Raw genomic sequence first — 26,537 nt, 5'->3', positions numbered from 1 at the left:
ACTATACGACTACTCAGTTTACGCCGGAGAACCCGATCGGGTTTCGCTGAACTGGCTACGGGTAGCGTAGGCGCGACGAAACGACGAGACAACCAATACGCAGGCGTAAACCAAGCCCCGCCGACAACCGTATAGACAGCGAGGAGGTAGAGCATCGTGAGCACGACTGTCGACGTGCAGGGTCTTCGGCATGTCTACAAGGGCGGCACGGTCGCCCTCGACGGGGTCGATCTATCGATCGGCGCGGGACTGTTCGGTCTGCTGGGCCCCAACGGGGCCGGCAAGAGCACGCTGATGAGGATCGTCTGCACCCTGCTCAAGCCGTCCGCCGGCGCCGTGACCGTCTTCGGCCATGACGCGGTCAAGGAGCGTCGTGCCGTCCGCGCCCACCTGGGCTACCTGCCGCAGGAGTTCGGCGCCTGGCGGCTGCACCGCGTCGAGGAGGTCCTGGACACCCTGGCCGATCTCTCCGGTCTCGAGGATCGCGCCGCGCGGCGCGATCGCGTCGACACGGTGCTCGACAATGTCGGCCTTGGCGACGTCGCCCACCGCAAGGTGAAGAAGCTCTCCGGCGGCATGAGGCGCCGCCTCGGCATCGCGCAGGCCCTGATCCACCAGCCCCGCCTGCTCGTCGTCGACGAACCCACGGTCGGCCTGGATCCGGAAGAGCGGCTCCGCTTCCGCCAGTTGATGGCGACCCTCGGGCGCGAACGGACGATCATCCTCTCCACCCACATCGTCGCCGACCTGGGCACCGGCTGCAACGACCTGGCGCTGCTCGACGGCGGCAAGATCGTCTTCCGCGGTTCGCCGACGCAACTTCTGGAGCGCGCCGCGGGCCAGGTCTTCGAACTTACCCTCCCGATGTCCGCACCGCAGCCGGAAGGCGACTTCGAGATCGTCTCGCGCACATCCGGTGCGAGCGAGACGACCTACCGCGCGGTCGCCGCGCCGGGCGGCGTACCGGCAGGCGCCCGGATCGCCGCCTCGCCGACGCTCGAGGAGGGCTACCTCGCGTTCATGGTCGCGCGCGGCCGCGCCGAGGCCCTCGTGAGCGACGAGCACTTCGGACAGCACGACGAAGCCGAAGTCGCTGGAGCGGCCCTGAGCGCGGAGGGTTCAGGAGAGGAGGCGCACCCGTGATCTCGTTTTCCAACGTCTGGTCGCTCGCCCGGGCGGAGATGCGGACGATCCGCCGGCTGTTCCGCTTCTGGTTGTTCGCCGCCGTCGCCCTCGTCCTGTGCCTGTTCCAGTACGGCTACTTCTGGGTCTTCCACGGACTGTTCTCCGGTTTCTCGGCAACCATGGGCGCAATGAGCCCCAAGTTCCTGCTCAGTCAGACGGCCCTGTGGCAGACGATGATTCTCGGTCTGGGTGTCGTCTTCCTCGCCTTCGACCTGCGTGCCCGCGACCGCCGCGACCGCGTGATCGAAGTGCTCGACAGCCGCCCCTACTCGAACGCCGAACTCGTCCTGGGGCGCTTCCTCGGCGCCCTGTTCATGGTCTGGGGCGTTGCGATCGTCGCCATGGTCATCATCCAGTCGATCGGACACGCCGGGATCACGTTCGGGTGGTACTTCGGCGAACCGGCGGTCTGGGGTTCCGTGTGGGCCTATCTCCTGCTCGAGGCGTTGCCCGCCCTCGCCGTCTACGTCGCCTTCGTCCAGGTCGTGTCCCTGGTCAGCAACAACCGTCTGATCGCCGCCCTGGCGGGAATCGGCCTGGCGGCCGGAAGCACCTACCTGAGCTTCCGCGTGCCGGTCCACATCCTGCCGTCGGTGGCTCTGAACGGCGGCTTCGTCAGCAGCATCTCGGACGTGGCGCCCCAGATCTGGACCGGCCTCACTCTGATGAACCGGAGCAGCTTCGCCCTGCTGGCCGTGGGCCTGCTGGGAGTCGCCGTCGCGGTGCATCCTCGTCTCGACGACACGAAGCGGCAGGTGTGGGGCCTCACCGGCGGCGCCGGCCTGCTGGCCGGAGCCGCGCTCATCGTCGCGACGATCACGTGGAGCTCGAATCAGCTCGCCGAACGGGATACCTGGCGTGCCGCCCATGAGCAGCGTCGAGGAGATCCGGTAGTCGATCTGCAGGCGATCCGCGGCTCGCTCGACCTCGAGCGTGGCGGCCGTACAACCCTCGACCTCGAAGTCCACTTCCTGGCCGAAGACGGCTCCACGGCTACGTTCAGCCTGAATCCGGGCCTCGACGTGGACGGCGTCTGGGACGCGACCGGCGCGGCGCTTCCCTTCAGCCACGACAACGGTCTCCTCGACATCGACCTCGGGTCGACGCCGCCGTCGGGTCAGGCAACCGGTGTTCGGGTGCGCGCCCACGGCCGGCCCGATCTCCGCTTCGCCTACCTCGACTCGGCAGTCGACTTCAACACCGTCGAGTGGCAGGACGCCCAGATCGTCATTCTGGGCAACCTGAACGGCTTCGTCGAGCGCAACTACGTCGCCCTCCCCTCCTCTATCGCGTGGCTTCCCCGCCCCGGGGCATCGGTCGGCGCCGAAGACCCGCGTCAGCGTCCCCGGGACTTCTTCGAACTCGACCTGAGCGTACGAACGCCCTCAGGCTGGACGGTCGCGGGGCCGGGAAAGGCGGCGCCGACCGGCGACGGGCAGCGCTTCGCGCCGACAGGTCCGGTGCCCGAAGTCGTACTGGTCGCCGGCAGGTTCGATCGCCGGACGACGGAAGTGGAAGGCGTCGAGGTCGAAGTCCTCTTCCACCCCGCCCACCTGCGGAACCTGGACTTCTTCGCCGACGCCCGGGAGGAGATCGAAACGGCAGCCGCCGAGCGCTTCACCACGGCCCGCGAACTGGGCATGCCGTATCCCTACCGGCAACTAACCCTGGTGGAAGTCCCGTGGACGCTGCGCGCCTACGGCGGCGGCTGGCGCATGGACACCGAGCGGGCGCCGCCCGGCATGCTGCTCGTCAGCGAGGGGAGTCTGCCGACCTCCCGCTTCGAGTTCCGGTTCCGCAACCCGGAACGGTACGAAGACCAGGAGGGCGGCCTCGCCCGGGCCAAGGCGTACGGGTTGCAGCAGTTCTTCCGCAACGACTACTCCGGCGGCAACGTGGAGGCGGGCGGCATCCGCAATCTGTTCCTCTACCAGACCGGCGCCCGCGGTCCGGAGGCCCTGGCGATCGAAGCGCTCTGCCACAACCTCGTCAACCGGCTCATAAACGGCGGCGAGACGTACTTCTCGGCCCATCTGTTCGACCGCGAGTTCGGCTGGACGATTGCCCGCGTGATGTCGAACGGCTTCTCGGGCCAGTTCGCGGGCGGCGGCGGCTCGATGGCCAGCGGCATCGTCAGGAGCATCACGGACCGGCCCGGCGTGTGGGACGCGGTGCTGGGCAGCTCCCTGACCGACATGGACGTCGAGGAGGATCCGAAGCGAGCCGTGAACGCGCTCTATCTGAAGACCTCCGCCCTGGCGACCGCGATTCTCGACGGCGCCGGCCGGGAGCGAGCCGCCGCCATGATCGCCAACCTCCTCCGCGACCATCGAGGGGCGACCTTCACGGCGGCCGATCTCGACCGCGCCGCTCAGGAGGCGGGCGTGGACCTGGCCGGCCTGGTGGGCGACTTCCTGCACCAGACCGATCTGCCGGGTTTCATCGTCTCACCTGCCGAACTCGAGCGCCTGCCCGACGATGACCAGGGAACTCCCCAGTACCAGACCCGGCTGTTCGTCCGGAACGGCGAGGCAGCGCCCGGTCTGTTCCGGCTCCGCTACGCCGTGCGCGGACAGGGCGGCGCGCGCTGGGACTCGAGCGAGCCGGTCCTGATCCCCGGGCACACCAGCGTCGAATTCGGCCTCGTCACATCCCGGCCGCCCGGGACGATGCTCGCATCGCCGTACCTGTCCCTGAACCGGCGCGAGTTCCCCGTCGAGCTGCCACGCGTCGACAACGAGACGATCTCGGACGCCCAACCGCTGCGCGGCACGCGGCCCGCGGACTGGCTGCCGGCCTTCCTCGACGACGGCGCGTACACGATCGTCGTCGACGATCTGGATCCTGGTTTCTCGGTCGAGACGGACGAAACGGAGGCGTCCGGCATCCGGCTCCAGGGCGGTATCGCCGGGTTCTTCGCGCCAGCCGAAGAGACCGACCAGGGGCTGCCCGTTTACAACCTCTTCTCCGGCATTCCAAGCACTTGGTCAAGGTACGAACAGCCGTTGAGCTGGGGACGCTACCGGCGGACCACCGCGCTCGTCCCCAAGGGTGACGGCAACCGCCGCGTCACCTACGCGGCGGAACTGCCCGCGCCAGGCCGCTGGCGGGTCGAGATCCACGTACCCTCCCTGTCGCCCGTCCCGGGCGGCGGCGAGATCCGCCGCGAGGTTCGGATCGGCGGCGGCGACGGTCCGCCCCGCGACGATGCCCGAGGCGCCCAGGTCAACGTGAGCTTCGGGCTGAACCTGGGCAGCTACGATCTCGAACTGCGCAATGCCGGCAGCTCCCGGCCGATCGACTTCGACGCCGAGGGGGCCGGCATCGGCTGGGCCGTGCTGGGAGACTTCGATCTCGCCCAGGGAATGGTGGAAATCGAACTGAGCGACGACACGAGCGGCAACGTGGTGGCCGCAGACGCGTTCCGCTTCGTGCGCCTCGACGGCGCCGGCGGCGACGCGACCGGCGGCGGTGGGGCGCCGTGAGCGGGCGGCTGCGTCTGGGCGCCGCGGCCGCCGCCTGCGTCCTGGTCATGGGCTGTGACGCCGCTGGCACGACCAGTACCGTCGACTTCCTGGTCCCGGTGAGCGCAGCCGAGGTCCGCACGGGCAACGTCGAGGACCTGATCATCGCCACCGGCACCCTGCGCGCCGCGGAGAGCATCGTGCTCCAGGTCGAGACGCCAGGCCGGCTCCAGATCGGCCGGAACAAGAACGGCAGCCGGCTTGCCGAGGGAGATCGCGTGGTCCCCGACCAGATGATCGCCGAAGTCACCGGCGAGGACGCGCGCCTGGCGGCCCGCGTGGAGGCGACGCACCAGGCCTACCAGGGCGCGCTCGCCGAACGCGACGCGCGCGCCCGGCTGTTCCAGCAGGAACTGATCGCGGCCGAGGAGTTGCGGCGGGCCGAGACCGCGCTCGAGGACGCCAAGGCAACCTGGGAACAGAGCCTGCTGACGGAAGATCGTGCGCGGATGCTCACGCCCATTGGCGGCGTGCTGATGGAATTGGCCCGCGACACGAGCGGCATGCCGATCGCGGACGGGCAGCTCGTGTACCAGGGCTTCCAGGTCGCGCGGATCGCTCCCGTCGACTCCCTGGTCGCCGACATCGACCTGGTCGGCCCCGAGCTGGCGCGGGTGCATCCGGGTCAGAAGGGGCGCCTCCGCCACTTCGCCTGGGAAGACGTCACTTTCGAAGGCGCGGTCGTCCGCCTGTCTCCCGAAGTCGATCCGACGACTCATACCTTCCGCGCTGAAGTGGCGATCAACAACCCTGGCGGCCTGCTGCGGCCCGGCATGTTCGTCGAGGTCACCCTGGTCGTGGAACAGCGCAACGCCGTGCCCGTCATCCCCCGCGAAGCGGTCACCGAGCGCGGCGGCCGGCGGGTCGTGTTCGTGCTCGACGGTCAGCGTGCCGTGCGGCGCGAGGTGGTGCTCGGTCTCGGCGACGACGAGATCGCGGAAGTCCGCCAGGGGCTCGAGATCGGCGAGCGGATCGTTGTGCGCGGACTCGAAACCCTGACCGACGGCACACGCGTCCGGGTGTCCGGCTAGCGCCGCCCGCCGGGAGGTCGGGCAACCGTGATCGCTGCTCCCGGTGGAGGTTCCGGCCCGGCCCGCCTCGCCGCCCGCCGTCCGGTAGCGGTCACCGTCACCGCCCTGGCATTCGCCCTCGTCGGCTGGATGTCGTGGCGCGAACTGCCGATCGACCTCCTCCCCGACCTGCGCTCGCCGACGATCGTCGTCGCGGTGCGCTCCGGTGACCGGCCTCCGACGGAGATGGAGCGGCTATACGGCGAACAGGTCGAGCAGCGCCTGTTCACGGTGCGCGGCATCCGCGAGGTCCAGCAGGTCGCGCGCACCGGCCGGCTGATCGCCACGGTGCGTTTCGACTGGGAAGCCGACATGGACCTGGCGCTGATCGAGGTCCAGAAGGCGATCAACCCGGTCGCGGCCGACCCCGAAGTCGACGAGGTCCTGGTCCGCCAGCTCGACCCCAGGCAGTCGCCGGTCATGACCCTGGGACTGGCCTCCGAGCCGGGCGGCCCGGATCTCGCTGAACTCCGCCGTCTGGCGCGACGCCAGGTGGCGCCCGCCATGGAGCAGCTCGCCGACGTCGCCGAGGTGCGCGTTCTGGGCGGTCGCGAGCTGGAAGTGCGCGTACGGGTCGACCGCTACCGTCTGCAGGCGTTCGGCGTCACGCTGAGCCAACTGGAGCAGCGCCTGGTCGCCGAGAACGTCGACATCGACGCCGGCACCCTGGAGGATCGCGGCCAGGTTTTCCTGGTCCGTGGCATCTCCCGCTTCCGCAACCCGCGGGACGTGGAGCGGGTCGTCATCCGTTACCGCACCCAGGCCGCGACAGGTGGCGAGCAGGTCCGGCAACCGATCCGGGTTTCCGACGTGGCCGACGTGGAAGTCGCCCACGGAGAGATCGACCACCTCGTTCGCGTCAACGGCCAGGAGGGTGTCGGTCTGCAGGTGTTCAAGGAGGCCGGCGCGAACACGGTCGAGGTCTCGCGCACCGTGCGAGCGGCGCTCGAGAACCTCGAGCTCGACCTGCCCCGGGTGCAGGTGTCGATGGTCAACGACGACGCCGCCCTGGTGGAGGACGCGATGGCCGACCTGCAGAACGCAGCGCTGGTCGGCATCGCGCTGGCCGTCGTCGTCCTGGCCCTGTTTCTGCGCTCGCTCGGTCCGACGGTGGTCGTCGCTTCCGCCGTGCCCGTCTCCCTCTTCGTCGCCCTGTTCGCGATGCGCCTCTGGGACCATTCGCTCAACATCATCACCCGGGCCGGGCTGGCGCTCGGCGCCGGCATGCTCGTGGACAATGCGATCGTCGTCGTCGAGAGCATCCACCGGCGCCACCGCCCTGGAGCTTCCGCTGCCGACAGCTCCGCCCGGGGTACCGGCGAAGTCGCCGGAGCGATCGCGGCGTCGACGCTGACGACCTGCGTCGTCTTCCTGCCCGTTCTCTTCGTGCAGGGGCTGGCCGCGCGGCTGATCGAGGGCATCGCCTTCACCGTTACCGCCTCGCTGGCCGCTTCGCTCGCGGTGGCGATGTTGCTGATTCCGGCCCTGTCGCGCTGGTTCCTTCCGCGCGGCAAACCGGCGTCCGACAGCGAGGAAGCGGCGGTCGCAGCCGTGGACGCCTCGACAGACGTTCCGGATGGCGGCGAGGCCCGCCCTCTGGGTTGGGCGTTCGACGCGGTCGAGCGGTTCGTGCTGTTCCTGCTCCGTCTGCGCTGGCTCGTCGTCGGCGCCGCCGTGCTGGCGGCCGCGGCCGCGGTGAACGTCCTGCTCGGCCTGGGCAGCGAACTGCTGCCGCCGGCCGATCCAAGGCAGTTCTCGGTGCGCATGGTCGGACCGCCCGGTCAGCGAGTCGAGGCAACCGCGGCCGCCATCGCCACGCTGGAGCAGGCGGTGCGCCAGGCCGCCGGCGACCACCTCGAGGCGATCCAGGCCGAGGTCGGGCGGCTGCCGGAGGACGACCGGCTGGTGACCACCGAATTGACCGAAGAGAACACCGCCCGGCTCCTCGTGCGTCTGTCGGCCGAGGGTCCCACGGGCGGTCAGCTCGTGGCAGCCCTGTCCCCGAACTTCACCGAGATCCCCGATACCGAGATCGAATGGGAGGTCGGAACATCGGCGCTCGCCGAGGCCCTGGGATCGTCCGGCCCCCCCATCGTGGTCGAGATCGCCGGTCAGTCGCTCCCCGATCTGCGCTCTGCTTCGACGAGCCTCCGTGACGCTCTCGCCACCCATGGGGAACTCTGGAACGTTCGTTCCTCCTTCGAGGGCGGCCCGCCCGAACTGCGGATCGAACTCGACCGGGCGATGGCCGACGGCCTGGGCGTCGATCTCGAGACGATCGCCCGCGTACTCCAATCGGCGCTCGACGGCCGCAAGGTCACGTTGCTGTCGGTCGGCGACGAGGAGCGGCACGTCGTCCTCTCCCTGCCCCAACCGCGGCCCGAGGAACTCGCCGGACTCCGCTTCACCAGCAGCGCCGGAGCCGATCTCGTCCTCGGACAGGTCGCGCGCTTCGTGCCGACGGAGGGAGCGCGCGAGGTCTTCCGCCGCGACCAGCGGCGCGTGGCGCAGGTCACCGCCCGGATCGCAGAAGGCAGCGACTATCCGCGAGCCATCGCGGCGGCGAACGAGGCGATTTCCACGACCGACCTTCCTCCCGGCCTGATCGTGCGGCTGGCCGGCGAGGAGGAGGAACGCCAACGCGCCACGTCCGAACTGCGGCTCGCGGGCATCCTGGCGATCGTGCTCGTCCTCATGGTGCTTGCGGGCACGTTCGAGTCCCTCCTGCAACCCCTCACCGTGCTGTTCTCGATCCCGCTCGCGCTGCTCGGCGTCGCCTGCACGCTGGGCCCCATGGGCAGGCCGGTCGGCGTGATGGCGCTGCTCGGATTGATCGTGCTCGCCGGTGTCGCGGTGAACGACGCCGTGCTCCTGATCGCCACCGCGCGGCGGTTGATGGCCGCGGGCATCGAGAGGCGAGCCGCCCTGGCCCGGGCCGCGGCGATCCGGCTGCGGCCGATCCTCATGACGACCCTCACCACGGTGCTCGTTCTGCTGCCGCTCGCCGTCGGCGCCGGCGAGGCAGCCGAACTGCGAAGCCCGATGGCCTTCACGATCATCGGCGGCATCGTCACCTCAACCGTCGGCTCGCTGCTGGTGCTGCCCTGCCTGTACCTGATTCTCGACTCGCTGAGAGTGACCCGGCGCCGGCGGCCGACCGCGGACGCCTGACCTGAAAGTGCCGTGAAGGCCGGTCTCGACACGCTCGCCATCCGCCGCCCGGTGGCGGTGTCGATGTTCTTCGTGGCGCTCGTCATGCTCGGCGGGTTCGCCTGGCAGCGACTGCCGGTCGAACTACTTCCCGCTCTGACGGGCGACTCGCTCTACGTCAGCTTCTTCCGCCCCGGCAGCGAGCCGGAGACGGTCGAGCGGGAAATCCTGATGCCGCTCGAAGCCCGGGTCCGCACGCTGCCCCGGGTGGCCGAAACCTGGGGCGAAGTGACCGGTTCGAGCGGCAGCTTCACCGTCCGCTTCGAACGCGGCGTCGATCTGAAGGTACGCGAACTCGAGATGCGCCGCATCGCTGCGGATCTCGCGCGGACACAACCGCGCGACACCTTCCTGGACGTGCAGGCCGACGACACGAGCGTGTTCTCGAGCTTCGCCATGATCCTGCAGGTCACCGGTTCCGACGACGCGGACGCGCTGTACGACCTGGTCGACGAGATGATCACCCCTCGCCTGGCCGCGGTGCCGGGAGTCAGCCAGGCGATGTTGGGCGGCGGCGCCTCGCGCCAGTTGACCGTGTGGGTCGACCCGAACCGCTGCGCCGCGCTCGGCGTGACGACGGAGCAGGTAACCGCCGCGGTGCGCGGTGCGGCAGGACGCCTCCGCTACCTCGGCAGCCTGGAGGACGAGGCTGGACGGACGGCGGTGATGCTCGACGGCCGGCCTGCCGGCCCGGTGTCGATGGGCGAAGTCCGGATCATCCCCGACCGTCCCGTCCTGGTCCGCCACGTAGCCGAAGTGGAGATCGGCTCCGGCCGGCGCCAGATGCTGTACCGGGTCAACGGCGAGCCGTCGGTGGGCGTCATTGTGTTCCAGGAGGAAGGCGCCAACCTGGTGCGACTCGGCCGCGATCTGCGCCGCCGGATTGACGAGATCAACGAGGAGTTCACTCCGCTCGGCATCCGCCTGCTCGTCAGCTTCGACGCAGCCGAACTCGTCGAAACGCAGATCGACCGGCTGCGGAACCTCGGTCTCTCGGGTTTCGGGATCGCTCTACTGGTCCTCTTCCTCTTCCTGCGCCAGTGGCGCGCGGTGGCCGTTGTCGCGGTCGCCGTGCCGGTCAGTCTGGCCGTGGCCCTTTCCTTTCTCTACGTGGCCGGCCTGTCGCTCAACCTGTTCACGCTCTTCGGGCTGGCCGTCGGCGTCGGACTCATCGTGGACAACAGCGTGGTCGTGTTCGAGTCCGTCCAGCGGCGCCTGGAACGCGGCAGGAGTCCCGACGACGCCGCTGCCGGGGGCATTCGCCGCACCGGCCGCGCCATCGTCGCGGCCTCCGTCACCACGGCGATCGTCTTCCTGCCCGCCGTCATCGTCGACCTGGAGTCGTCCCTCGTCCAGAACCTGATCGCTCTCCTGTCGCTGGCCATCCTGTTGCCGCTGTTCGGTTCCCTCCTGGTGGCGATCGGGCTGGTGCCCCTTCTGGCACGGCACCTCGCCGCGCCGGCCGCGATTCGACGGTTGACCAGGCTGCGCCAGCGTCGCGAACGCTTCGGCGGCCTGGTGTCGCCCGACCCCACCCGGATTCTGTTCGCGGGCGTGCTCGCCTCCGCGCTGCGCCGGCCGGCGAGCTGGATCACCGGCGTCGTCGCCGCCGTCGTCCTGAGTGTCATCGCCGCCCTGTTCCTCGTTGCTTCGAGCGGTACGGGCCAGGCGCCGATCGCCGATCAGGTTCAACTCTCCGTCCGGCTGCCGGAGGGCCGCGGGAGTCTCGAGTCGGCGGTCCGCGTCTTTGATCGTCTTGAGACGATCGGGGAGGTCGACGGCGTCGACCGCGTGGAGAGCATGATCCGGGAAGAGGGAGGATCGCTCACCGTCCACCTGGTGGATGAAGATGAGCGGCCCGAGGATCTGACGGCCAGGCGCGTCCGCCAGCTGCTGCGGCCGCCAGCGCGACGGGCCGGCGCAGAGCTGCTGAATCCGGGTGAGGGGGAAGGCCCCGGGGGACGTGGAGGCGGCGGAGGCGGCAGAGGCGGTGGCGCCCAGGAGCTGCTCGGCGGCGGCCCATCGCGGGTCGTCCTTTCCGGCAACGACAACGAGCAGTTGACGGACCTCGCGTCCCAGGTCACCGAACGGTTGCGGGAGATCGAGGGCATAGCGAGCGCCTACCCGGCGGTACGCCCGGGGCCGGACGAACTCCACGTGAGTCCGAATCGGCGAGCCTTCGACACCTTCGGCGTGCTCCTGGACGAAGTACTGCCGATGCTGAACCTGGCCGGCCGCGAGGGGACCAGGATCAACACCGGCTATCCGCTGGACAGCGGGCGGGAGTTGCCGATCGTCGTCCAACGGCTGGAAAACCAGCGCGACGAGGCCGAGTCCTCAGACGGCAGCAGCTTCAACCGCGACGTGTCGCTCAGTGGGCTGCAGCAGCTCCGCGTCTCGACCGGAGCCGGTGTCCTACCGGTCGTTGCCCTCGCGCAGGTGCGGCAGGCGCCGCCTTCGCCGGTCATCACCCACCACAACGGCGTCCGCGAGCGGGAGGTCTTCTACACCATAGCGCCGGACGTGCCGCGGCGAGGCCCGGCGCGCGACGCCTTCGACCGGAACCTGGACGAAGCGATCGCCAGCATCCACCGGCCCGCGGGCACGACGATCGCGCTCGACCGTTCCGGGGAGAGCACGAACTGGTTCCGGCGCATCGCGGTGCCGGTGGTTCTACTCGTCTTCCTGGTCCTGGCGGTGACCTTCGAGTCGCTGACGTTGCCGCTACTCGTCCTGATCGCCCTTCCGCTCGCCCTGCTCGGTTCGGTGTGGGCCCTGGTGCTGACCGGCATCGGCTTCGAGGCGATGGCTCTGCTCGGTGCGCTCGTCCTGCTGGGGTTGGCGATCAACCCGGCCGTCCTGCTCGTCGACCGGATGCAGCAGCACACGCTTGGCGCCGGCTGGACTGCCGGCGCGGCCGCCCTCGCCGCGGTCCGCGAGCGCGCGCGCCCGGTCCTGATGACCTCCGCCACGACGGTCGCCGCCCTCGCACCTCTGTCGATCGCCACCGGGCGCGAGAACGAGATCTGGCCACCCTTCGCCACGCTCGTGATCGGCGGCCTTCTGACTGCGACCGTGCTGACGTTGCTCGTCATCCCGGTCGGCTTCGTCTTTCTACGACGCCTCGACGAACTGTTCAGCCGCGTCGGCCCCTGGGTCGTGCTGACATGGCTCGGTGCCGTGATCGCGATCACCGCGCCTCTGTTCGCGTTCGGCGTGATCGAGTCGATGTTCTGGCAGGTCACCACCACGGTACTCATCGCAGGAGCGCTTCTCGGCGTCACCGTATGGCTGCTCCCGAAACCGGCGTCACCGGAACCCGACACGGCAGCCGGCCCACCCAGGCTCGTGGTCCGTCACCTGCGCAAGACGTACGGCCTCCCCGGGCCGGTGCGCCGGGCGATGCGGACTTCCACCGACTTCGCCCGGCGCGTCGCCGCTCGTGGCGGTCAGGCCTTCCATCCCTCCGACGCACGGGATCGGCTGCTCCCTCTCCTGCTCATCTTCGCCGGCGCCATCGCCCTGGCAGCCCGGATGCGCGGCGGCCTGATCGTCCTCGGTGTCCTGATCGCGATCCTGTTGATCGGCTCCCGGCTGCTGCGCGAGGTGCGTCGCGCCCGCGGCCGCGCCGACGATCTCGGTCGCGTCGAATCGGGCGGTATCGAGGGCGTGTTGACGGCCCTGCTGCCCTGGGCGCTTCTCGCCTGGCTGGTCTTCCCGGAGATGGTCGCCGATCCTGAAGTGGGAGGGTTCGTTGCGCTCGGCATCGTCTCCGCGGTCATCCTGCTGGTTCAGCTCGGACGCCGCACGGCGCGGCTGGAAACAATGCGTCGGGAGCAGCGGTCGGCGCGCCGCCGGCGGACCCGCGGCTGGCGCGGTCAGATACTTCGCCTCTGGCGCGCCGCGGCCACGAAGGTGTTCGGTCTGGATCTGCCCATCGACACCGTCAAGGCCCTGGCCGCGGTGAGCTTCGAGGTCGAACGCGGCATGGTCGGAGTCCTCGGCCCGAACGGCGCCGGCAAGACGACGCTGCTCCGGCAGCTGACCGGCATTCTCGACTCGACCCGGGGCCGGATCACGCTCGGCGGCGTACCGTTGCTCAGCGTCCGAACGCGCCTGGCACGCTACGTCGGCTACCTGCCCCAGGACGCCGGCCTGCCGCCACGGCTGACCGCCCGCCAGTACCTCGAGTACTACGCCGCGCTCTACCAGATCGACAAGTCGGAGCGAGCCGAACGCATCTCGACCCTGTTGCGGGAAGTCGGGCTCGACGAGCGGGCCGACGAGCAGATCGGCGGCTACTCGGGCGGCATGCGCCAGCGCGTGGCGGTGGCGCGCACGCTGCTCCGGTTGCCTCCGATCATCGTCGTCGATGAGCCGACCGTCGGCCTCGACCCCCGCGAGAGGGTCCGCTTCCGCAACCTCCTCTCGCGCCTGGCCAAAGACCGGATCGTGCTCTTCTCCACCCACGTCGTCGAGGATGTCGCCGTGGCCTGCGACCGGGTCCTCGTGCTGACTCGCGGCCGCATGGTGTTCGACGGCCATCCGGCCGCGCTGTCGCGGGAAGCGGAGGGTCGGGTGTGGTCGTGGCGGACGGCGGACGAAGAAGAGGCGCCCGAGTTGCCCGAAGGCGCCGTGCTGGCCGACCGCAAGCCCGAACCGGACGGCACGAGCAGCCTCCGCGTGCTCGCCGCCGACCGCCCGGATGACCGGGCTGAATCGGTCGAGCCGACCCTCGAGGACGGCTACCTGTGGCTCGCTCGCGCCGCGCGCGGTGAGGCGCCGGCATGATCACCGTGCTTCGCACCTCCGCGGTGTTGCTTGCCGGACGCAGGTTCTGGCTGCTGCCGCTCTTGCCCCTGGTATGGCTGGCGGTACAGGCACTCATGCTCGTAGCCGGAATGCGGCCCAGCCTGGAGCCAGCGGCGGCGCAGAACAGCCTCATCGGCGTGCCGGTAGCGGTTCTCGCCATCTTCCTGGGTGGACGCACGATCACCGGCGAGCTCGACCAGCACAGCCTGGAGATCGCCTACACCGTGCCCGGCGGCGCCCATCGAGTCTGGCTCGGCAAGCTCGCCGCCGCGATCCTGATGCTGCTCTCGAGCCTCGTTCTCCTGGCCGCCATCACCTATGCCTTCTTCACCGACTTCCCGGTCCTGCAGAGCCTGTACGGCGCAACGCAGGGAGTCGTCTTCTACCTCGTCGCCGCGATGGGCTTCGCGACCCTGTTCCGCAGCGACGTGGCCGGTTCCCTCGCCACGATCGGCCTCCTCGGTCTCAACAGTCTGCTCAGCTCGTTCCGCGTCTCACCGTTCTGGAACCCGCTCATGGTGGAAGAAGCCGATGCCGCGCAGATGCTCGCGCTGAGCGTGCAGAACCGCATCGGCACCGCCCTCGCGATCGCCGCGATCGTCGCCCTGACGTTCGTCCGCGCCGAGCGCCGGGAGAGGATGCTCAGCGGCTGAACCGCAGTCCACCTTCGATCTCACACGCAGCCACCTCCACCTAGCCCCGCTCAGGTCGATTCGCCGCAAGCCGAGCCCCAATTCCGTCTAGGTCTATAGGCGGCCGAGGCGAAAACAGCCGCGCCTCTTCCGTCTCAGTCAATAGGCGGGAGGAGAGCCGCTCCTCTTCCGCGGCCCCTTCCCGCCGGCAAATCCCGCCAGCCCCCCGGAACGGGATCGGCTGTGACGTGAACCTATGGAACGAAAGGAGTCAATCATGCTGAAGAGAATCTGTCCCGTCGCAGTGGCAGCGCTTGCGTTGAGTGCTGGCGGTGCCTTTGCAGAACCGCCGATGGCGTTCACCGAGTCCAACGCGCCTGGCGTCGACGACAGTCGACTTGAACCGCTCACGGACACGGACATGGCGACAGTGACCGGGCGAGGAGAGGCCTGTACCGAGCATGTTCAGGCGCTTGGTAGGGACATCGTGGTTGTCGGCCTGGTAGGCCTGAACCACATTCTGATAGCTACCGGCCAGGTGACGATCGGGCTCGCGCCCTTTGTCTGCGCCCTCTAGACGAAGCCGCCGCCGGCTAGTCGACGAGGCCACCGCTTGCCGTGAACTCCACTCCGGCAAGCGGTGGCCGCTCATCGTCCTCCTTCCCGGCAACTCGGTGACCAAGCCGGCATGATCACGCCGATCCGACTTTCTGCGGTCGTGATGGCCGGACCGCGACACTGGCTACTGCCTCTGGCGCCGCTCGCCTGGCTGGCGATCCAGGCCGGGCTGTTGATCACCGGCAGCCGGCCCGGCTTCGAACCGGCGGCCGCTCAGAACACTCTGATCGGCTTGCCCCTGGCAGTCCTGGCCGCGTTCCTCGGCGGTCGGATCATCGCCGGCGAAATGGACCAGCGCACGCTCGAGATCGCCTATACGGTACCTGGAGGCGCCCATCGGGTCTGGCTGGGGAAGCTCACCGCCGCCGGCCTCATGCTGCTGGTCAGTCTGGGCCTGATGGCGGCGGCTACGTTCACTTTCTTCACGCCCTTTCCAATCGTCCCGACCCTCTACGGCGCGGGTCAGTGCGCTGCCTTCCACCTGGTTGCAGCGATGGGCTTCGCCACCTTGTTCCGCAGCGAAACCGCCGGTGGCATGGCAACGATGGCTTTGCTCGTTCTGAACTGGTACATGGCACCGACTGGCCGCCGCAGCTTGCCGTGCTGGAATCCTCTGACCGTCCAAGGCGCCGACGAGGATCAGCTTCTCGCGATGGCCGTCCAGAACCGCATCGGCATCGCGCTCGTCATCGCGGCCATCGTCGCGCTCACCTTCGCCCGCGCGGAACGCCGAGAGCGGATGCTCGGCGCCTGAGCCGACGAAGCCCGCTGCACGAATTCCGTCCTAGTCCATAGATGGGCGGAGAACGGCCCAACAGCCGCCTGCACCGCCCGACTTCCCAATCGTCGACAACCGAAAGGACCCCATCGACATGAGAAAAGCCCTGCCTGTTGCACTGCTCGCCATGGTGTTGAGCGTCGGTGTTTCCCTCGCCGAACCGCCCGACGCGGCGACGGCGGCCCCTACGACCATCAACGGCCACGACCGCCCCAACCAGCACACGGTCACCGACCTGACAAGCGCCCTTGGAGGAGCCCGCAGCCACAGCTGCAGGGTCAACTCGGTCGCCGGCGCGATCCTCACTGCCGCCGGAAGCGCTACTAGCAACCCAACACTGATCCGCGTCGGGATGGTCCTTACCACGCACAGCCTGACCATCTGCGTGTAGCCGGTTCTACCGATCCCAAGAAGAAAGGAGCAACGATCGTGACTCGGACTCTCTCTACAGCCCTCGTTACTCTGGTACTGAGTGCCGGCCTCGGCGCCGTCGTGGTGCTATTCGATGAGTGCACTGCCGTGCAGTACGTTTCGCTCGGCACGCTATTCGGCGGGGCGCCTCTGCCCCTCTTCGTCATCGACCTCTGCGCCTGACCGGAGTCCTCGCGTGATCTGGTAGGCAGCAGTCTGTCTACCATTCCCTCGCTACCGCGGCGTACTTCAAGTTGCAGGTCCTCACCACCGACTGGTCGTGGCTGCGAGTCGAGCTGGAGGGAATCGAGGTTCAGGTGATCCGTTGAATCACCGCGAATCGCGAGGACCGATCAGAAGTCGCAGGCCAGACCGGGATAGCGGAACACGACGCCCGGATCGAGCTGCTTCGGCTTGTTCGCGGCCTCCTGGGCGCGGGCGCCGGCGAGCATGCCCTCCATTCCGTAGTTGCCCTCGTGGCATGCGTACTCGTAGATCGCGTCCTCTGTCCGCTTGAGCGGAATCGACGCCGTCCAGGGCTTGGTCCACGTCCCCGGGTCGTTCACCGTGACCTCCCATTCCAGGGTCTCCGCGTCCGTCAGGGTGAACCGCTCGGTGATCGTGAGCTGCTCCGAGGAGCCCATGAAGTCGTTCTTCTTCGAGTAGTTCGTCGTCTCGACGACCAGCGTGTCGCCGTCCCAGTGACCGCGGGAGTCACCGTTCCAGAGCCTCACGTCGTCGTCGAGAAGGGACTCGTCGTCCAGGCGAATGACGCGCGCGTCGTGGATCATCTCCTGGTGAATGACGACGTGGTCCGGGCTCTGGAAGATCTGGTGATAGCCGTTGTAGCCCGGGAAGATGAAGGGGGCGCCGTAGCTGATGCAGCGCTCGGGAATCGGCCGGTCGAGCCAGGAATCGGCCGGATGCTCCATCAGGTGCTTCACCCGCTTGCAGAGGCGCTTCTTCGCGTCTTCCGTGAACGGCGGGATGAGCCCGTCCGGCGGATCGACGACGAGCGAAGTGCGCTTCGTGAAGTACCGGTCCGCGATCCAGAACTGGTTGTAGTTGCCGGTCGTCGGGTCGTAGGACGTCGCCTTCGTCCGTTCGATCGCCGCCAGAACGAGCTGGTCGCCGAACAGGGCGTCCGCGCCCGGGTTCGTCGCCTCGGCGACGGCCGCCATCAGTTCCTGGAACTCCTCGTCCGTCAGGCGCTCCTTGCCCGCCCAGGCGGCCGGCCGCTGCAACGGAGTCCCGTTGTTGTTGGCCCACACGCCCTGGAGGTCGGGATGGCCGTAGGAGGTGCGCGGAATCGTCCAGTCGGCGTCCGCGGCCGTGTTGTTGGTGTTGTTGCCCGCTGCGGCCGTGGAACCCGCTCCGGCAAAAGCCAGCAGTGCAACGGCCACGGCCACTGTCGATCCGACGTTCAAGCGCTCATGCCTTCTCATGGGCCTAGCCCTCCTACCGGCGTGTCATTGGCGTACCGCGATCATAGCCGCCGCACTGCAGCACCCGGGTTCACCAGCCCCAGGCCTTCGCCTCCTCGTCCCAGAACGCCCAGCACTCCGGCGCCAGACCGGCGTCGAGCACGAAGAACGGCATGTCGGTGACCAGGCCATCCGGGCCGATCTCGACCGACACGGGGCGTCCGGCGACGCTCCACCTCGACACGACGTGGCCGGCCAACTCGGCCTCGGGGCCGGCCCAGGGTCCGACCTCCAGCGAGTCGATGCGGACCCTCCAGTCGACATCGGCACCCGAGCCGTCGGGGCGGGCGAAGTGGATCTCGCTGCCGTAAACCTCGAGGTCCTTCACCAGGTCGATCGATTCGATCTGCGCAATGAAGGAAGCCCGCAGACTCTTCTCGTTCGGTTCGGGAACCGGCTCGGCGCACCCAAGAGACACGCCGGCCACGACGAGCACGCAGAGGGCGCCCCCCCGGTCCGATGCAGACGTGCTAGCCACGGTGTAACTCTAGCGCCTCCGACGACGTAAGAAACTGCTTCACGGCCAGCCACCCATCCGAACGATGACGACCCCGAATCCTCAAGCGCCTTCCCGCCGTCAGGCCGGCGTCGGATTCATCTTCGCCGTGATCCTGCTCGACATGCTCGGCGTCGGGCTCATCATTCCCGTCTTCCCCGAACTCGTCGAGCAGTTCAGGGGCGGCGACACGTCAGCCGCCGCCGTAGCCGTGGGCGCGATCGCCGCCTGCTACGCCGTGGCGCAGTTCGTCTGCGCGCCGATCCTCGGCGCGCTTTCCGATCGCTTCGGCCGCCGGCGCATCCTGCTGCTCTCCATGTTCGGCCTGGGCGTGGACTACGTGATCATGGGCTTCGCGCCATCGCTCGGCTGGCTGTTCGCGGGCCGGATCGTCGCCGGGGTGATGGGCGCCAGCATCACGACGGCGAACGCCTACATCGCCGACATCTCGACGCCGGAGACCCGGGCCCGGAACTACGGGCTGGTCAACGTCGCCTTCGGCGTCGGTTTCATCCTCGGACCGATCTTCGGCGGCCTGCTCGGCGGCATCGACCTGCGGCTGCCCTTCTTCGCCGCGGCCGGTCTCTGCCTCCTGAACTCGCTCTACGGCTTCCTCGTGCTGCCGGAGTCGCTGGCGCCGGAGAACCGGAGCGCCTTCTCACTCCGCAAGGCGAATCCGGTGTCGAGCATCGTGCACCTCCGCACCTACCCCCTGGTCGCCAGCCTGGCGATCGCCTTTCTGCTGCTGGCGCTCGCGCAACGCGGCCTGGAGACGTCGTGGGTGCTCTACACCAGCTATCGCTACGGCTGGAACGAGTTCCAGAACGGTCTGGCCCTGGCTGCCGTCGGCGTCGCAGCGGCGCTGGTCCAGGGTTTCCTGGTGCGGCCAGCGGTCACCTGGCTGGGCGAGCGCCGGGCGGTGCTGGTCGGCTTCGGCATCGGAACGCTGGCCTTCGCCGGCTACGGCCTCGCGCCGAACGGCCCCGTCCTCATCGCCGTGATCTTCGCGGGATCGCTGGGGGGCATCGCCGGACCGGCGGTCCAGGCAATCATCGCGGGAACGGTGAAGCCCACCGAGCAGGGGAAGATCCAGGGTGCCCTGACGTCGCTGATGAGCCTGTCGGCGATCGCGGCGCCGCTCGTCTTCACCAGCGGCGTGTTCGGCTACTTCACCTCCGACGCCGCTCCGTTCGAGTTGCCCGGCGCGCCCCTTCTGGCCGGATCGCTGCTCATGGCGGTCGCCATGCTGCTGCTGGTCCGGGCGTTCCGTCGACACTGACGCCTCCGGCGCTGTCGGTACGGCTAGAATCGACTCCTCAAGGAGGTTCGCCATGCCGTTCGACAGCTCGTCGCTGCCAATACGACTCTTCACCGCTTCCCACGAGCGTTCCTGGAACCCCGTCGACATCGACTTCTCGAAGGAGCGGTCCGACTGGATGTCCTTCTCGGACGACGAGCGGAAGCTGCTGATCCGCCTGATCTCCGGCTTCCGGGTCGGCGAGCGCGGCGTGACCCACGAACTCGCGCCGCTCCAGTTCCGCTTCCGGCAGGACGGCCGGCTGGAAGACGAGATGTACGTCACGGCACAGATGTACGAGGAGGCCCGTCACGTCCAGTTCTTCGAGACCTGGCTGATCGAGGCGCTGCCGGGCCGCTTCGGGGTCGACATCCCCTACCCGGATCTTCACGGCGACATGTTCTCGACGCGGCTGCCGGCGACGATGCGTGCGCTGTTCGAGGACGACAGCCCGGAGGCGCTGCTGCGCGCCATCATGCTGTACCACTTCTACGTCGAGGGCGTGGGCGCGGAAGCCAGCTACCCGATCTACTACAAGATCTTCGAGCGCACGGGCAAGTTGCCCGCGCTCAACCGCGGCATCCGTCTGATCCAGCGCGACGAGGCCCGCCACATAGGGTTCGGCGTGTACGTTCTGCAGGGGCTGCTCGCCGAGCATCCGCACCTCGTCGACCAGTTCGAGGCGCAGGTCGAGGCGATGCGACCGTTCGCCGAGGACGGTCCGAACCAGACCTTCGCCGGCTTCGAGCGCGGTCAGGCCCCGTTCGACCTCGACTACGACGAGTACCGGCAGCTCTACCTCGACAAGCTCGAAGAGATGCGGCAGAGCATCTACGACGGCCGGCTCGCCGCCGCGGTGTAGGGCCTCTGAGATGAGGCCGCTATCCGCGAACGGCAGTCTCCGGCGCGGGCTGCCGAGTCTTCCCGCCGTCACCGGCGCCGTCCTCTGCGGTCTCCTCCTGGCTTCCGGTCCACTGACCGCGCAGGCGGAGCCGCGAGCGGATCACGTCGTGCTCGTCTCCGTCGACGGCTTCCGGCCGGACTTCTACCTCCCGGGCTCCCCCTGGCCGGCGCCGAACATCCAGCAGATGGCACGCGACGGCGCGCACGCCGAGGGCGTGCGCGGAGTGTTCCCGACGGTCACTTATCCGTCGCACACGACGATCGTCACTGGCGCGTTGCCGGCACGCCACGGCGTCTACTACAACCGGCCGTTCGAACCGGAGGGACAGACCGGCGAGTGGTACTGGTTCGAGTCCTCGATTCAGGTCGACACGCTCTGGGACGCTGTGCGCGCTGCCGGTAGGCAGACCGCCGCGATCTCGTGGCCGGTCACCGTCGGTGCTCCGATCGACCGCTTCGTGCCCGAGACCTACTCCCTCGACCCGAACAGCGACCGCCTGGCCCCTATGCGCGAGGGCACGACTCCAGGCCTGTGGCAGGAGCTCGAGCGCGAGGCCACCGGCCGGCTCAACCTGCGCAACTACGGCGCCGCCTACATCACCCGTGACGACACGACGGGCGCCATGGCCGCGTACGTCCTGGAAACCCACCGGCCGGCTCTCATCGCGCTCCACCTGATCACGACAGATTCCGCCCAGCACGCCCATGGCCGTGAATCGGATCGCGCCCGGCGCGCGGTCGCCGCGGCCGACCGGGCCGTCGGCGCCGTCCGCGATGCCGCCGAACGCGCCGGCATCCTCGAACGCACGGCCTTCGTCGTCACCGGCGACCACGGCTTCGTCGATCTCCACACCCAGCTCATGCCGAACGTCTGGCTCGCCGAAGCCGGCCTGCACGGTACCGAGGCCGATCGCGGCGAGTGGCGGGCCACCTTCCACCCGGCGGGCGGCGCGGCCTTCCTGCACCTGCGCGACGAGGCCGACGCCGAAGCCATGAGCGCGGTCCGGAGCATCCTGGCCGATCTGCCCGAGACCGTGCGCCGCCTGTTCCGCGTCGTGGAACGCAACGCACTCGACCAGGCGGGCGCCGCCCCCGAGGCCCGCCTCGCCCTAGCCGGAAACCTTGGCGTCAGTTTCGGGTCTGACGCCTCCGGCGACGCCATCCGACCCACCGACGGCGGCGCCCACGGCCACTTCCCTACCGACTTCCCAGAGATTCTGACCGGCTTCGTCGGCTGGGGCGCCGGCTTCGAAGCCGGCCGCACCGTTCACCGCATGGGGCTGACCGACATCGCCGACCTCATCGCGATGCTGCTCGACGTGGACTTCGAGAGCCCCGACGGGGCGCCGCCGCTGGGGATTCTGACCCGCTGATCTACGCCGTCAGTCCTCGGTACACCTTCGGCAACTGGCTGGGCAGCGCGGCGATCTCGTCGATGACGAGGTAGCGGCGCTCAGGGCACATCTCGCGCAGGTAGTCGTGGCCCGCGGGATCGACGGTGATGCAGAACGTCGAGATGCCCTGGCGTTCCGTCTCGCGGAGAGCGACCATCGTGTCGCGGATGCCGTAGACGCGGGATGCCCGGTCGCTGCCGTAGTCGAAGTCCTGGGGGTAGCCGTCGGAGAGGATGAGCAGAACCTTGACCTTCGCTTCGCGCTCGGCGAGTCTGGCGGCGGCGTGGCGGATGGCAGGCCCCATCCGGGTGCTGCGCTTCGGCTCCATCGCTGCGACTCGGTCCTCGGCCTCCCGGTCGAAGTCGTCGTCGAACTCCTTGGCGACGAAGAACTCGACCTCCTTGCGGCCGAAGCCGGAGAACCCGTAGATCGCGTAGTCGTCGCCCAGGGTCTCGAGCGCGTCGGCCATCAGGACCAGGGATTCCTTCTCGATGTCGATCACCCGCCGGCCCGGGGGGATCGGCCGCGGGTTGTCCGGCCAGTCGAAGTCGTCGAACACGCCGACGTACTCCGGCTCCGGCTCGCGGCCCGCTGCCGGTTCAGGCTCGTCGACCGGCGCCTCCGCGTCGGTCGAGGCGCTCATGTCGAGCAGGAAGGCGGCCGCCACGTCCCGATGCTGGCGCCGGCGGCTCATGTACACGGCGCCATCCGGCGGCCGGCCGGCGCGGCGGTCGACGTGGGTCTCGACCACCCGGTCGAGGTCGAGTTCCTCGCCCTCGATCAGGCGCCGCATCCGCCGGAACTCCTCCGGCTTGAGGAGCTCGAACTGCTTCCGGACGCGCCGCAGCAGGTCGGCGTGGTGGCGCCGCGTCTCGTCGACAAACCGTTCCGGTGGAGCCGCGGAGCCGTTCGAGGGCGTGTCCAGCGGTTCGATCGCCTTCTCCCGCAGGTGACACCAGCGGCGGCGGTAGCCGGTCAGTTCATGATCCCACTCGTCGTAGTAGAAGACGTGTTCCCGGTCGAGCCCGGCCTCGGCCAGCTCACGCTCCAGCCGCTTCGAGAGTTCTTCGAGACGGGCCGCCAGCTCCTCGGGTTCCAGTTCGATCGGGGTCGGCTCCTCGTCGGCCCCTTCGGCCTCGATCGCTCCCGTGATGTCCAGGTCGGTCAGCGGCAGGCCGGCGGTGCCCGAGAGATCGCCGTCCTGCAGGCTGAGCACGCCCAGTTCGTCGACCTGCAACTGCTCCATCAGACCCGCGGCGATCGGGCCCGGCTCCACGTCGTCCCTCAGCTCGACTTCGGATGCGAGTTCCTGCCACTCCCGGCGCAACTCGACTCGCTCCGGTGCCGGGTCGCCGTGGTGCGCGGGCGCCGGCACGTCGAGGGATTGGGCTTCGGCTTCGGGATCCGGATCGGCGGCGTGATCCTGCCGTCGGCCATCGTCAGTGGCCGGGCCGGAGCCGCTCGAACTGAGAGCCGAGCGCAGGGCGACGAACTCGGGATAGAGCGCTCGTATGGCGCGCAGCGTGTGATCGACGGTGGCGCCGGGGTTCAACAGCGCCGCTGCTTCTTCGAATCGCACCGGCATCCGGCCTGCCGAATCGGCACTAGGCGCGCTCACCGGCAGTTGGGACCGCTGCGCCAGCAGGAGCGCCCGCGCCAGGTCGAACAGGGCCGCTTCCCGCGGTTGCCGGCGCGCCGCTGGCCTTGATGCCGGGCTCAGCGACGAATCGAGCGCGTCGTCGATCAGCCGCAGCAGATCGCGGCGCACCCCCCGGAAGACGCGCGCGAGAGCAGCGTCGATGCGCGCACCCTCGAGCCGTGCAAACAGCGCCCGGGCAAGGCCCGGCTCATCGAACCCGGCGAAGAAGTCGGCGAACCGGATCGGACCCCGCCGGTACGTGCCGAACAGCACACCGCCCAACTGGTGCAGCACGGCCATCCGGTAGACCATGAAGTTGCCGTAGCTGTCCGGTAACCGGTCGATCCGCTCTGGCAGGTAGAAGGCGGCGCCGTCGGTCGTCGGCCGGCCCGCGGCCGCCGCGCCTTCGAGGTCGAGATGCCCCGCACGCGACCTGTCCCCGGCTTGCAGATCGGCCAGCGGCCGGACGTCGGCCGGCCGCGCCAGCATCGCCTCGACGTAGATCTCGAGGACGCGCCCGACGTCGTCGAGTTCGACCGCGCTCAAGGCAGCAGCGTCGACGCCACCTTGCTCAACGCGGGCCATCGACGACTGAACGGCTCAAGGCAGCAGCGTCGTTGCGACCTCGGTCACCGCGCGCTGGACCTCGTCGTCGTCGGTGATCGCCCGACAGATCGCGGCGACGCAGGCCTCGCGAACGCCGATGCCGCCGGCGATCAACTGCGCCGTGTAGATGAGGAGGCGGGTGCTAACCCCTTCGTCGAAACCGCGGTGGTGGAGGTTGCGGATGCGCTTGCCGAGTTCGGCGAGGTCCCGCCCAAGGGTCAGGTCGATGCCCGCTTCGTGCGCGATGATCTCTGCTTCAACCTCGGGCGGAGGATAGTCGAACTCGAGCGCCACGAAGCGCTGGCGGGTGCTCGGCTTCAGGTCCTTGGCCACGCTCTGGTAGCCCGGGTTGTACGACAGGACGAGCAGGAAGTCCGGGTGCGCCGGCAGGATCTCGCCCCGCTTCTCGATCGGAAGGATGCGGCGATGGTCGGTCAGCGCGTGGATCAGCACCGTTGTGTCCTTGCGCGCTTCGACGATCTCGTCCAGATAGCAGATCGACCCGTCGCGCACGGCCCGCGTCAGCGGACCGTCCATCCACACCGTGTCATCGCCTTCGAGCAGGTAGCGGCCGACCAGGTCGGTCGCGGTCAGATCCTCGTGGCAGGCGACCGTGACGAGAGGCGTCTCGATCCCCGTCCGCGCACCCGCATCGCCTCCCCGATACAGCCGATGCGTCATGTGCTCCAGAAACCGCGTCTTGCCGCAACCCGTCGGCCCCTTGAGCAGCACCGGCATGCGCGCCCGGTACGCGGCGAGGAACAGCTCGACCTCGTTGGCGACCGGCAGGTAGTACGGCGCCTCGGACGCGGGCAGCGGCTTCGCCGCCTGGAGGGGCTGGGTCATCGGCGGCCGCTTGCGGGGCTCAACAGTGGTCGATCGCCCGGGCCAGCGCGAAGTCCTTCTCCGTCACACCACCCGCGGAATGAGTACTGAGGGTCAGGCGAACCCGGTTGTAGCGAACATCGATGTCCGGATGGTGGTCCGCCGCTTCGGCCAGCTCAGCCACGAAGTCGACGAAACGCACCGCCGCCGGGAAAGTCGGGAACTGGTACTCCCGCGCGATGGAAGGCGCTTCCACATCCGCCTCCCAACCCGTCAGTTCTCCACACGCCGCCCGGATCTCGTCCGCTGTCATCGCTGCCATTGCCCGGTACCTCCGCCGCGCGACCCTAGCAGCCCGTGCGGCAGTGCTACTGTCGGCTGCCTATGAAATTCGGCATCTTCTACGAGCATCAGCTACCCAAGCCCTGGGGGCCCGACTCGGAGCATCGGCTGGTCCAGAACTCGCTGGAACAGATCGAACTCGCCGACCGTCTCGGCTACGACTACGCCTGGGAGGTGGAACACCACTTCCTGGAGGAGTACTCGCACAGCTCGGCGCCCGAGGTCTTTCTGGCGGCGGCGTCGCAACGAACGAAGAACATCCGTCTCGGCCACGGCATCGTCCAGTTGACGACGAACCACCCGGCACGGGTGGCCGAGCGCGTCTCCACCCTCGACCTGGTCTCCAACGGCCGCGTCGAACTCGGTCTGGGCGAGGGCTCGAGCGTGACCGAGCTCCACCCCTTCGGGCGCAGCTTCCGCGACAAGCGGATCGTCTGGGAAGAGGCCGTGCAAGCCTGCCTGCCGATGTTCTGGAACGAGGGTTGGGAGTACCACGGCCACTACTTCGACTTTCCGCTCCGCAACGTGATCCCGAAGCCGCTGCAGCGGCCTCACCCGCCGCTCTGGGTTGCCTGTTCCCAGCTCGACACGATCCGCTACGCCGCGCACCGCGGCATGGGTGCGCTGTGCTTCAAGTTCGCCGATCTCGACTCGGCCCGGGCCTGGGTCAACGCCTACTACAACACCTTCGTGGGCGACCAGCGCAAGCTCTGCGACTACCAGACGAACGCGAACCTGGCCACGGTCAGCGGCTTCATGTGCGCGCCGACCGACGAGGAAGCGCAGCGGAAGGCCGACGGCTGGACTTTCTTCCAGTTCGCCCTCCAGCTCTACAACAAGGAAGGCCCCTTCGAGCCCGGCACGAACAACTTCTGGGAGCGCTACCAGGAATGGAAGCAGACCCCCGAGGGCCGGAGGCGCTCGGACAGCGAACTGATCGGCTCGCCGGAGACGATCCGCGAGCGCCTGCGCGAACTCGAAAGGGGCCACGTCGACCAGGTCATCCTGCTCAACCAGGCCGGCAAGAACACGCACGAGGACATCATGACGAGCCTGGAACTCTTCGCGCGCGAGGTGATGCCCGAGTTCCAGGCCCGTGACGACCAGCAACAGGAGTGGAAACGCGCGGTCCTCGCCGGCGAACAGAAGCTCGATGAGATCGACACCGAGCCCTTCAACACGACATCGCGGCTGCGACCCACGATTCCGCCGTCCGAGGAGGCCCTGGCCGCGGCCCGAAAGTGGGCCAGCTAGGAAGCCAGCGCAACCGAGCCGACCGATCTGCGTAGTCAGGAAAGACGAACCAACACA

General features: G+C 68.8%; 19 protein-coding genes. 14 read left to right on the top strand and 5 right to left on the bottom strand.

The annotated features are described in order from the left end of the window. Positions 1–156: 156 nt before the first annotated feature. The 10 genes from OXG83_02575 to OXG83_02530 all read left to right on the top strand — a co-directional run bounded on the left by OXG83_02575 (position 157) and on the right by OXG83_02530 (position 16,423). Positions 157–1,143, top strand: a complete 987-nt coding sequence (locus OXG83_02575; protein ID MCY3963899.1) for an ATP-binding cassette domain-containing protein — start codon at positions 157–159, stop codon at positions 1,141–1,143. Then, positions 1,140–4,670, top strand: coding sequence for a hypothetical protein (locus OXG83_02570; protein ID MCY3963898.1), 3,531 nt, complete (start codon positions 1,140–1,142; stop codon positions 4,668–4,670). Before OXG83_02575 ends, OXG83_02570 begins: the two co-directional genes overlap by 4 nt. Further along, positions 4,667–5,740 (top strand): efflux RND transporter periplasmic adaptor subunit, encoded by a 1,074-nt coding sequence (locus OXG83_02565; protein ID MCY3963897.1) that lies wholly within the window; start codon positions 4,667–4,669, stop codon positions 5,738–5,740. The genes OXG83_02570 and OXG83_02565 overlap by 4 nt, the downstream gene beginning before the upstream one ends. A 27-nt stretch (positions 5,741–5,767) precedes the next feature. Further along, positions 5,768–8,950: an efflux RND transporter permease subunit gene (locus tag OXG83_02560; GenBank protein MCY3963896.1), complete on the top strand. Its 3,183-nt coding sequence runs from the start codon at positions 5,768–5,770 to the stop codon at positions 8,948–8,950. A 12-nt stretch (positions 8,951–8,962) separates the two neighbouring features. Beyond that, positions 8,963–13,780 (top strand): efflux RND transporter permease subunit, encoded by a 4,818-nt coding sequence (locus OXG83_02555; GenBank protein ID MCY3963895.1) that lies wholly within the window; start codon positions 8,963–8,965, stop codon positions 13,778–13,780. Then, positions 13,777–14,454 carry a hypothetical protein gene (locus OXG83_02550; protein ID MCY3963894.1) on the top strand — a complete coding sequence of 226 codons (678 nt, stop codon included), beginning with the start codon at positions 13,777–13,779 and terminating at the stop codon, positions 14,452–14,454. Before OXG83_02555 ends, OXG83_02550 begins: the two co-directional genes overlap by 4 nt. Before the next feature lie 256 nt (positions 14,455–14,710). Further along, the gene (locus OXG83_02545; protein ID MCY3963893.1) at positions 14,711–15,010 is read left to right on the top strand and encodes a hypothetical protein; all 300 of its coding nucleotides are present in this window, start codon (positions 14,711–14,713) and stop codon (positions 15,008–15,010) included. Positions 15,011–15,121: 111 nt separating this feature from the next. Beyond that, positions 15,122–15,805, top strand: a complete 684-nt coding sequence (locus OXG83_02540; GenBank protein ID MCY3963892.1) for a hypothetical protein — start codon at positions 15,122–15,124, stop codon at positions 15,803–15,805. Positions 15,806–15,923: 118 nt separating this feature from the next. Further along, entirely contained in the window at positions 15,924–16,220 is a 297-nt protein-coding gene (locus tag OXG83_02535; protein MCY3963891.1) for a hypothetical protein, read from the top strand. A 38-nt stretch (positions 16,221–16,258) separates the two neighbouring features. Next, a complete protein-coding gene (locus OXG83_02530; GenBank protein MCY3963890.1) occupies positions 16,259–16,423 on the top strand; it encodes a hypothetical protein in 165 nt (54 codons plus the stop codon). 170 nt (positions 16,424–16,593) lie between these two features. Here the strand turns inward: OXG83_02530 and OXG83_02525 are convergent, their stop codons facing one another. After that, positions 16,594–17,685, bottom strand: coding sequence for a hypothetical protein (locus OXG83_02525; protein ID MCY3963889.1), 1,092 nt, complete (start codon positions 17,683–17,685; stop codon positions 16,594–16,596). Between the two features lie 70 nt (positions 17,686–17,755). Next, a complete protein-coding gene (locus OXG83_02520; GenBank protein MCY3963888.1) occupies positions 17,756–18,202 on the bottom strand; it encodes a hypothetical protein in 447 nt (148 codons plus the stop codon). Positions 18,203–18,266: 64 nt separating this feature from the next. On the opposite strand from OXG83_02520, the gene OXG83_02515 reads away from it, so the two are divergent. Genes OXG83_02515 through OXG83_02505 form a run of 3 tightly spaced genes read left to right on the top strand, consistent with a single transcriptional unit; the run spans position 18,267 to position 21,793 of the window. Then, complete coding sequence (locus tag OXG83_02515) at positions 18,267–19,499, top strand: TCR/Tet family MFS transporter (protein MCY3963887.1); 1,233 nt, start codon at positions 18,267–18,269, stop codon at positions 19,497–19,499. A 52-nt stretch (positions 19,500–19,551) separates the two neighbouring features. Beyond that, a complete protein-coding gene (locus tag OXG83_02510) occupies positions 19,552–20,379 on the top strand; it encodes a ribonucleotide-diphosphate reductase subunit beta (GenBank protein ID MCY3963886.1) in 828 nt (275 codons plus the stop codon). A 10-nt stretch (positions 20,380–20,389) separates the two neighbouring features. Next, entirely contained in the window at positions 20,390–21,793 is a 1,404-nt protein-coding gene (locus tag OXG83_02505; GenBank protein ID MCY3963885.1) for an ectonucleotide pyrophosphatase/phosphodiesterase, read from the top strand. 1 nt (position 21,794) lies between these two features. Here OXG83_02505 and OXG83_02500 read toward each other — a convergent pair whose 3' ends face one another. From OXG83_02500 to OXG83_02490, 3 genes are read right to left on the bottom strand one after another with little or no spacing between them, the layout of a single operon-like run. Further along, positions 21,795–24,038, bottom strand: coding sequence for a hypothetical protein (locus tag OXG83_02500; protein MCY3963884.1), 2,244 nt, complete (start codon positions 24,036–24,038; stop codon positions 21,795–21,797). A gap of 15 nt (positions 24,039–24,053) precedes the next feature. After that, a complete protein-coding gene (locus OXG83_02495; GenBank protein ID MCY3963883.1) occupies positions 24,054–24,905 on the bottom strand; it encodes a CbbQ/NirQ/NorQ/GpvN family protein in 852 nt (283 codons plus the stop codon). 19 nt (positions 24,906–24,924) lie between these two features. Continuing rightward, positions 24,925–25,206: a 4a-hydroxytetrahydrobiopterin dehydratase gene (locus OXG83_02490; GenBank protein ID MCY3963882.1), complete on the bottom strand. Its 282-nt coding sequence runs from the start codon at positions 25,204–25,206 to the stop codon at positions 24,925–24,927. Between the two features lie 62 nt (positions 25,207–25,268). On the opposite strand from OXG83_02490, the gene OXG83_02485 reads away from it, so the two are divergent. Continuing rightward, a complete protein-coding gene (locus OXG83_02485; GenBank protein ID MCY3963881.1) occupies positions 25,269–26,480 on the top strand; it encodes an LLM class flavin-dependent oxidoreductase in 1,212 nt (403 codons plus the stop codon). Positions 26,481–26,537: the final 57 nt, after the last annotated feature.

It is taken from the genome of Acidobacteriota bacterium, assembly GCA_026707545.1.
Classification (GTDB): domain Bacteria; phylum Acidobacteriota; class Thermoanaerobaculia; order Multivoradales; family Multivoraceae; genus Multivorans.
The sequence above is the reverse complement of the archived record's forward strand: the minus strand, read 5'-3'. Positions and strand labels throughout refer to the sequence as shown.

Bases quoted from the DNA above. Each gene is read 5' to 3' on its own strand.
- OXG83_02550 (MCY3963894.1), top strand. From the start codon at position 13,777: ATGATCACCGTGCTTCGCACCTCCGCGGTGTTGCTTGCCGGACGCAGG.
- OXG83_02545 (MCY3963893.1), top strand. From the start codon at position 14,711: ATGCTGAAGAGAATCTGTCCCGTCGCAGTGGCAGCGCTTGCGTTGAGT.
- OXG83_02540 (MCY3963892.1), top strand. From the start codon at position 15,122: ATGATCACGCCGATCCGACTTTCTGCGGTCGTGATGGCCGGACCGCGA.
- OXG83_02535 (MCY3963891.1), top strand. From the start codon at position 15,924: ATGAGAAAAGCCCTGCCTGTTGCACTGCTCGCCATGGTGTTGAGCGTC.
- OXG83_02525 (MCY3963889.1), bottom strand. From the start codon at position 17,685: ATGAGAAGGCATGAGCGCTTGAACGTCGGATCGACAGTGGCCGTGGCC.
- OXG83_02515 (MCY3963887.1), top strand. From the start codon at position 18,267: ATGACGACCCCGAATCCTCAAGCGCCTTCCCGCCGTCAGGCCGGCGTC.
- OXG83_02510 (MCY3963886.1), top strand. From the start codon at position 19,552: ATGCCGTTCGACAGCTCGTCGCTGCCAATACGACTCTTCACCGCTTCC.
- OXG83_02505 (MCY3963885.1), top strand. From the start codon at position 20,390: ATGAGGCCGCTATCCGCGAACGGCAGTCTCCGGCGCGGGCTGCCGAGT.
- OXG83_02500 (MCY3963884.1), bottom strand. From the start codon at position 24,038: ATGGCCCGCGTTGAGCAAGGTGGCGTCGACGCTGCTGCCTTGAGCGCG.
- OXG83_02495 (MCY3963883.1), bottom strand. From the start codon at position 24,905: ATGACCCAGCCCCTCCAGGCGGCGAAGCCGCTGCCCGCGTCCGAGGCG.
- OXG83_02490 (MCY3963882.1), bottom strand. From the start codon at position 25,206: ATGGCAGCGATGACAGCGGACGAGATCCGGGCGGCGTGTGGAGAACTG.
- OXG83_02485 (MCY3963881.1), top strand. From the start codon at position 25,269: ATGAAATTCGGCATCTTCTACGAGCATCAGCTACCCAAGCCCTGGGGG.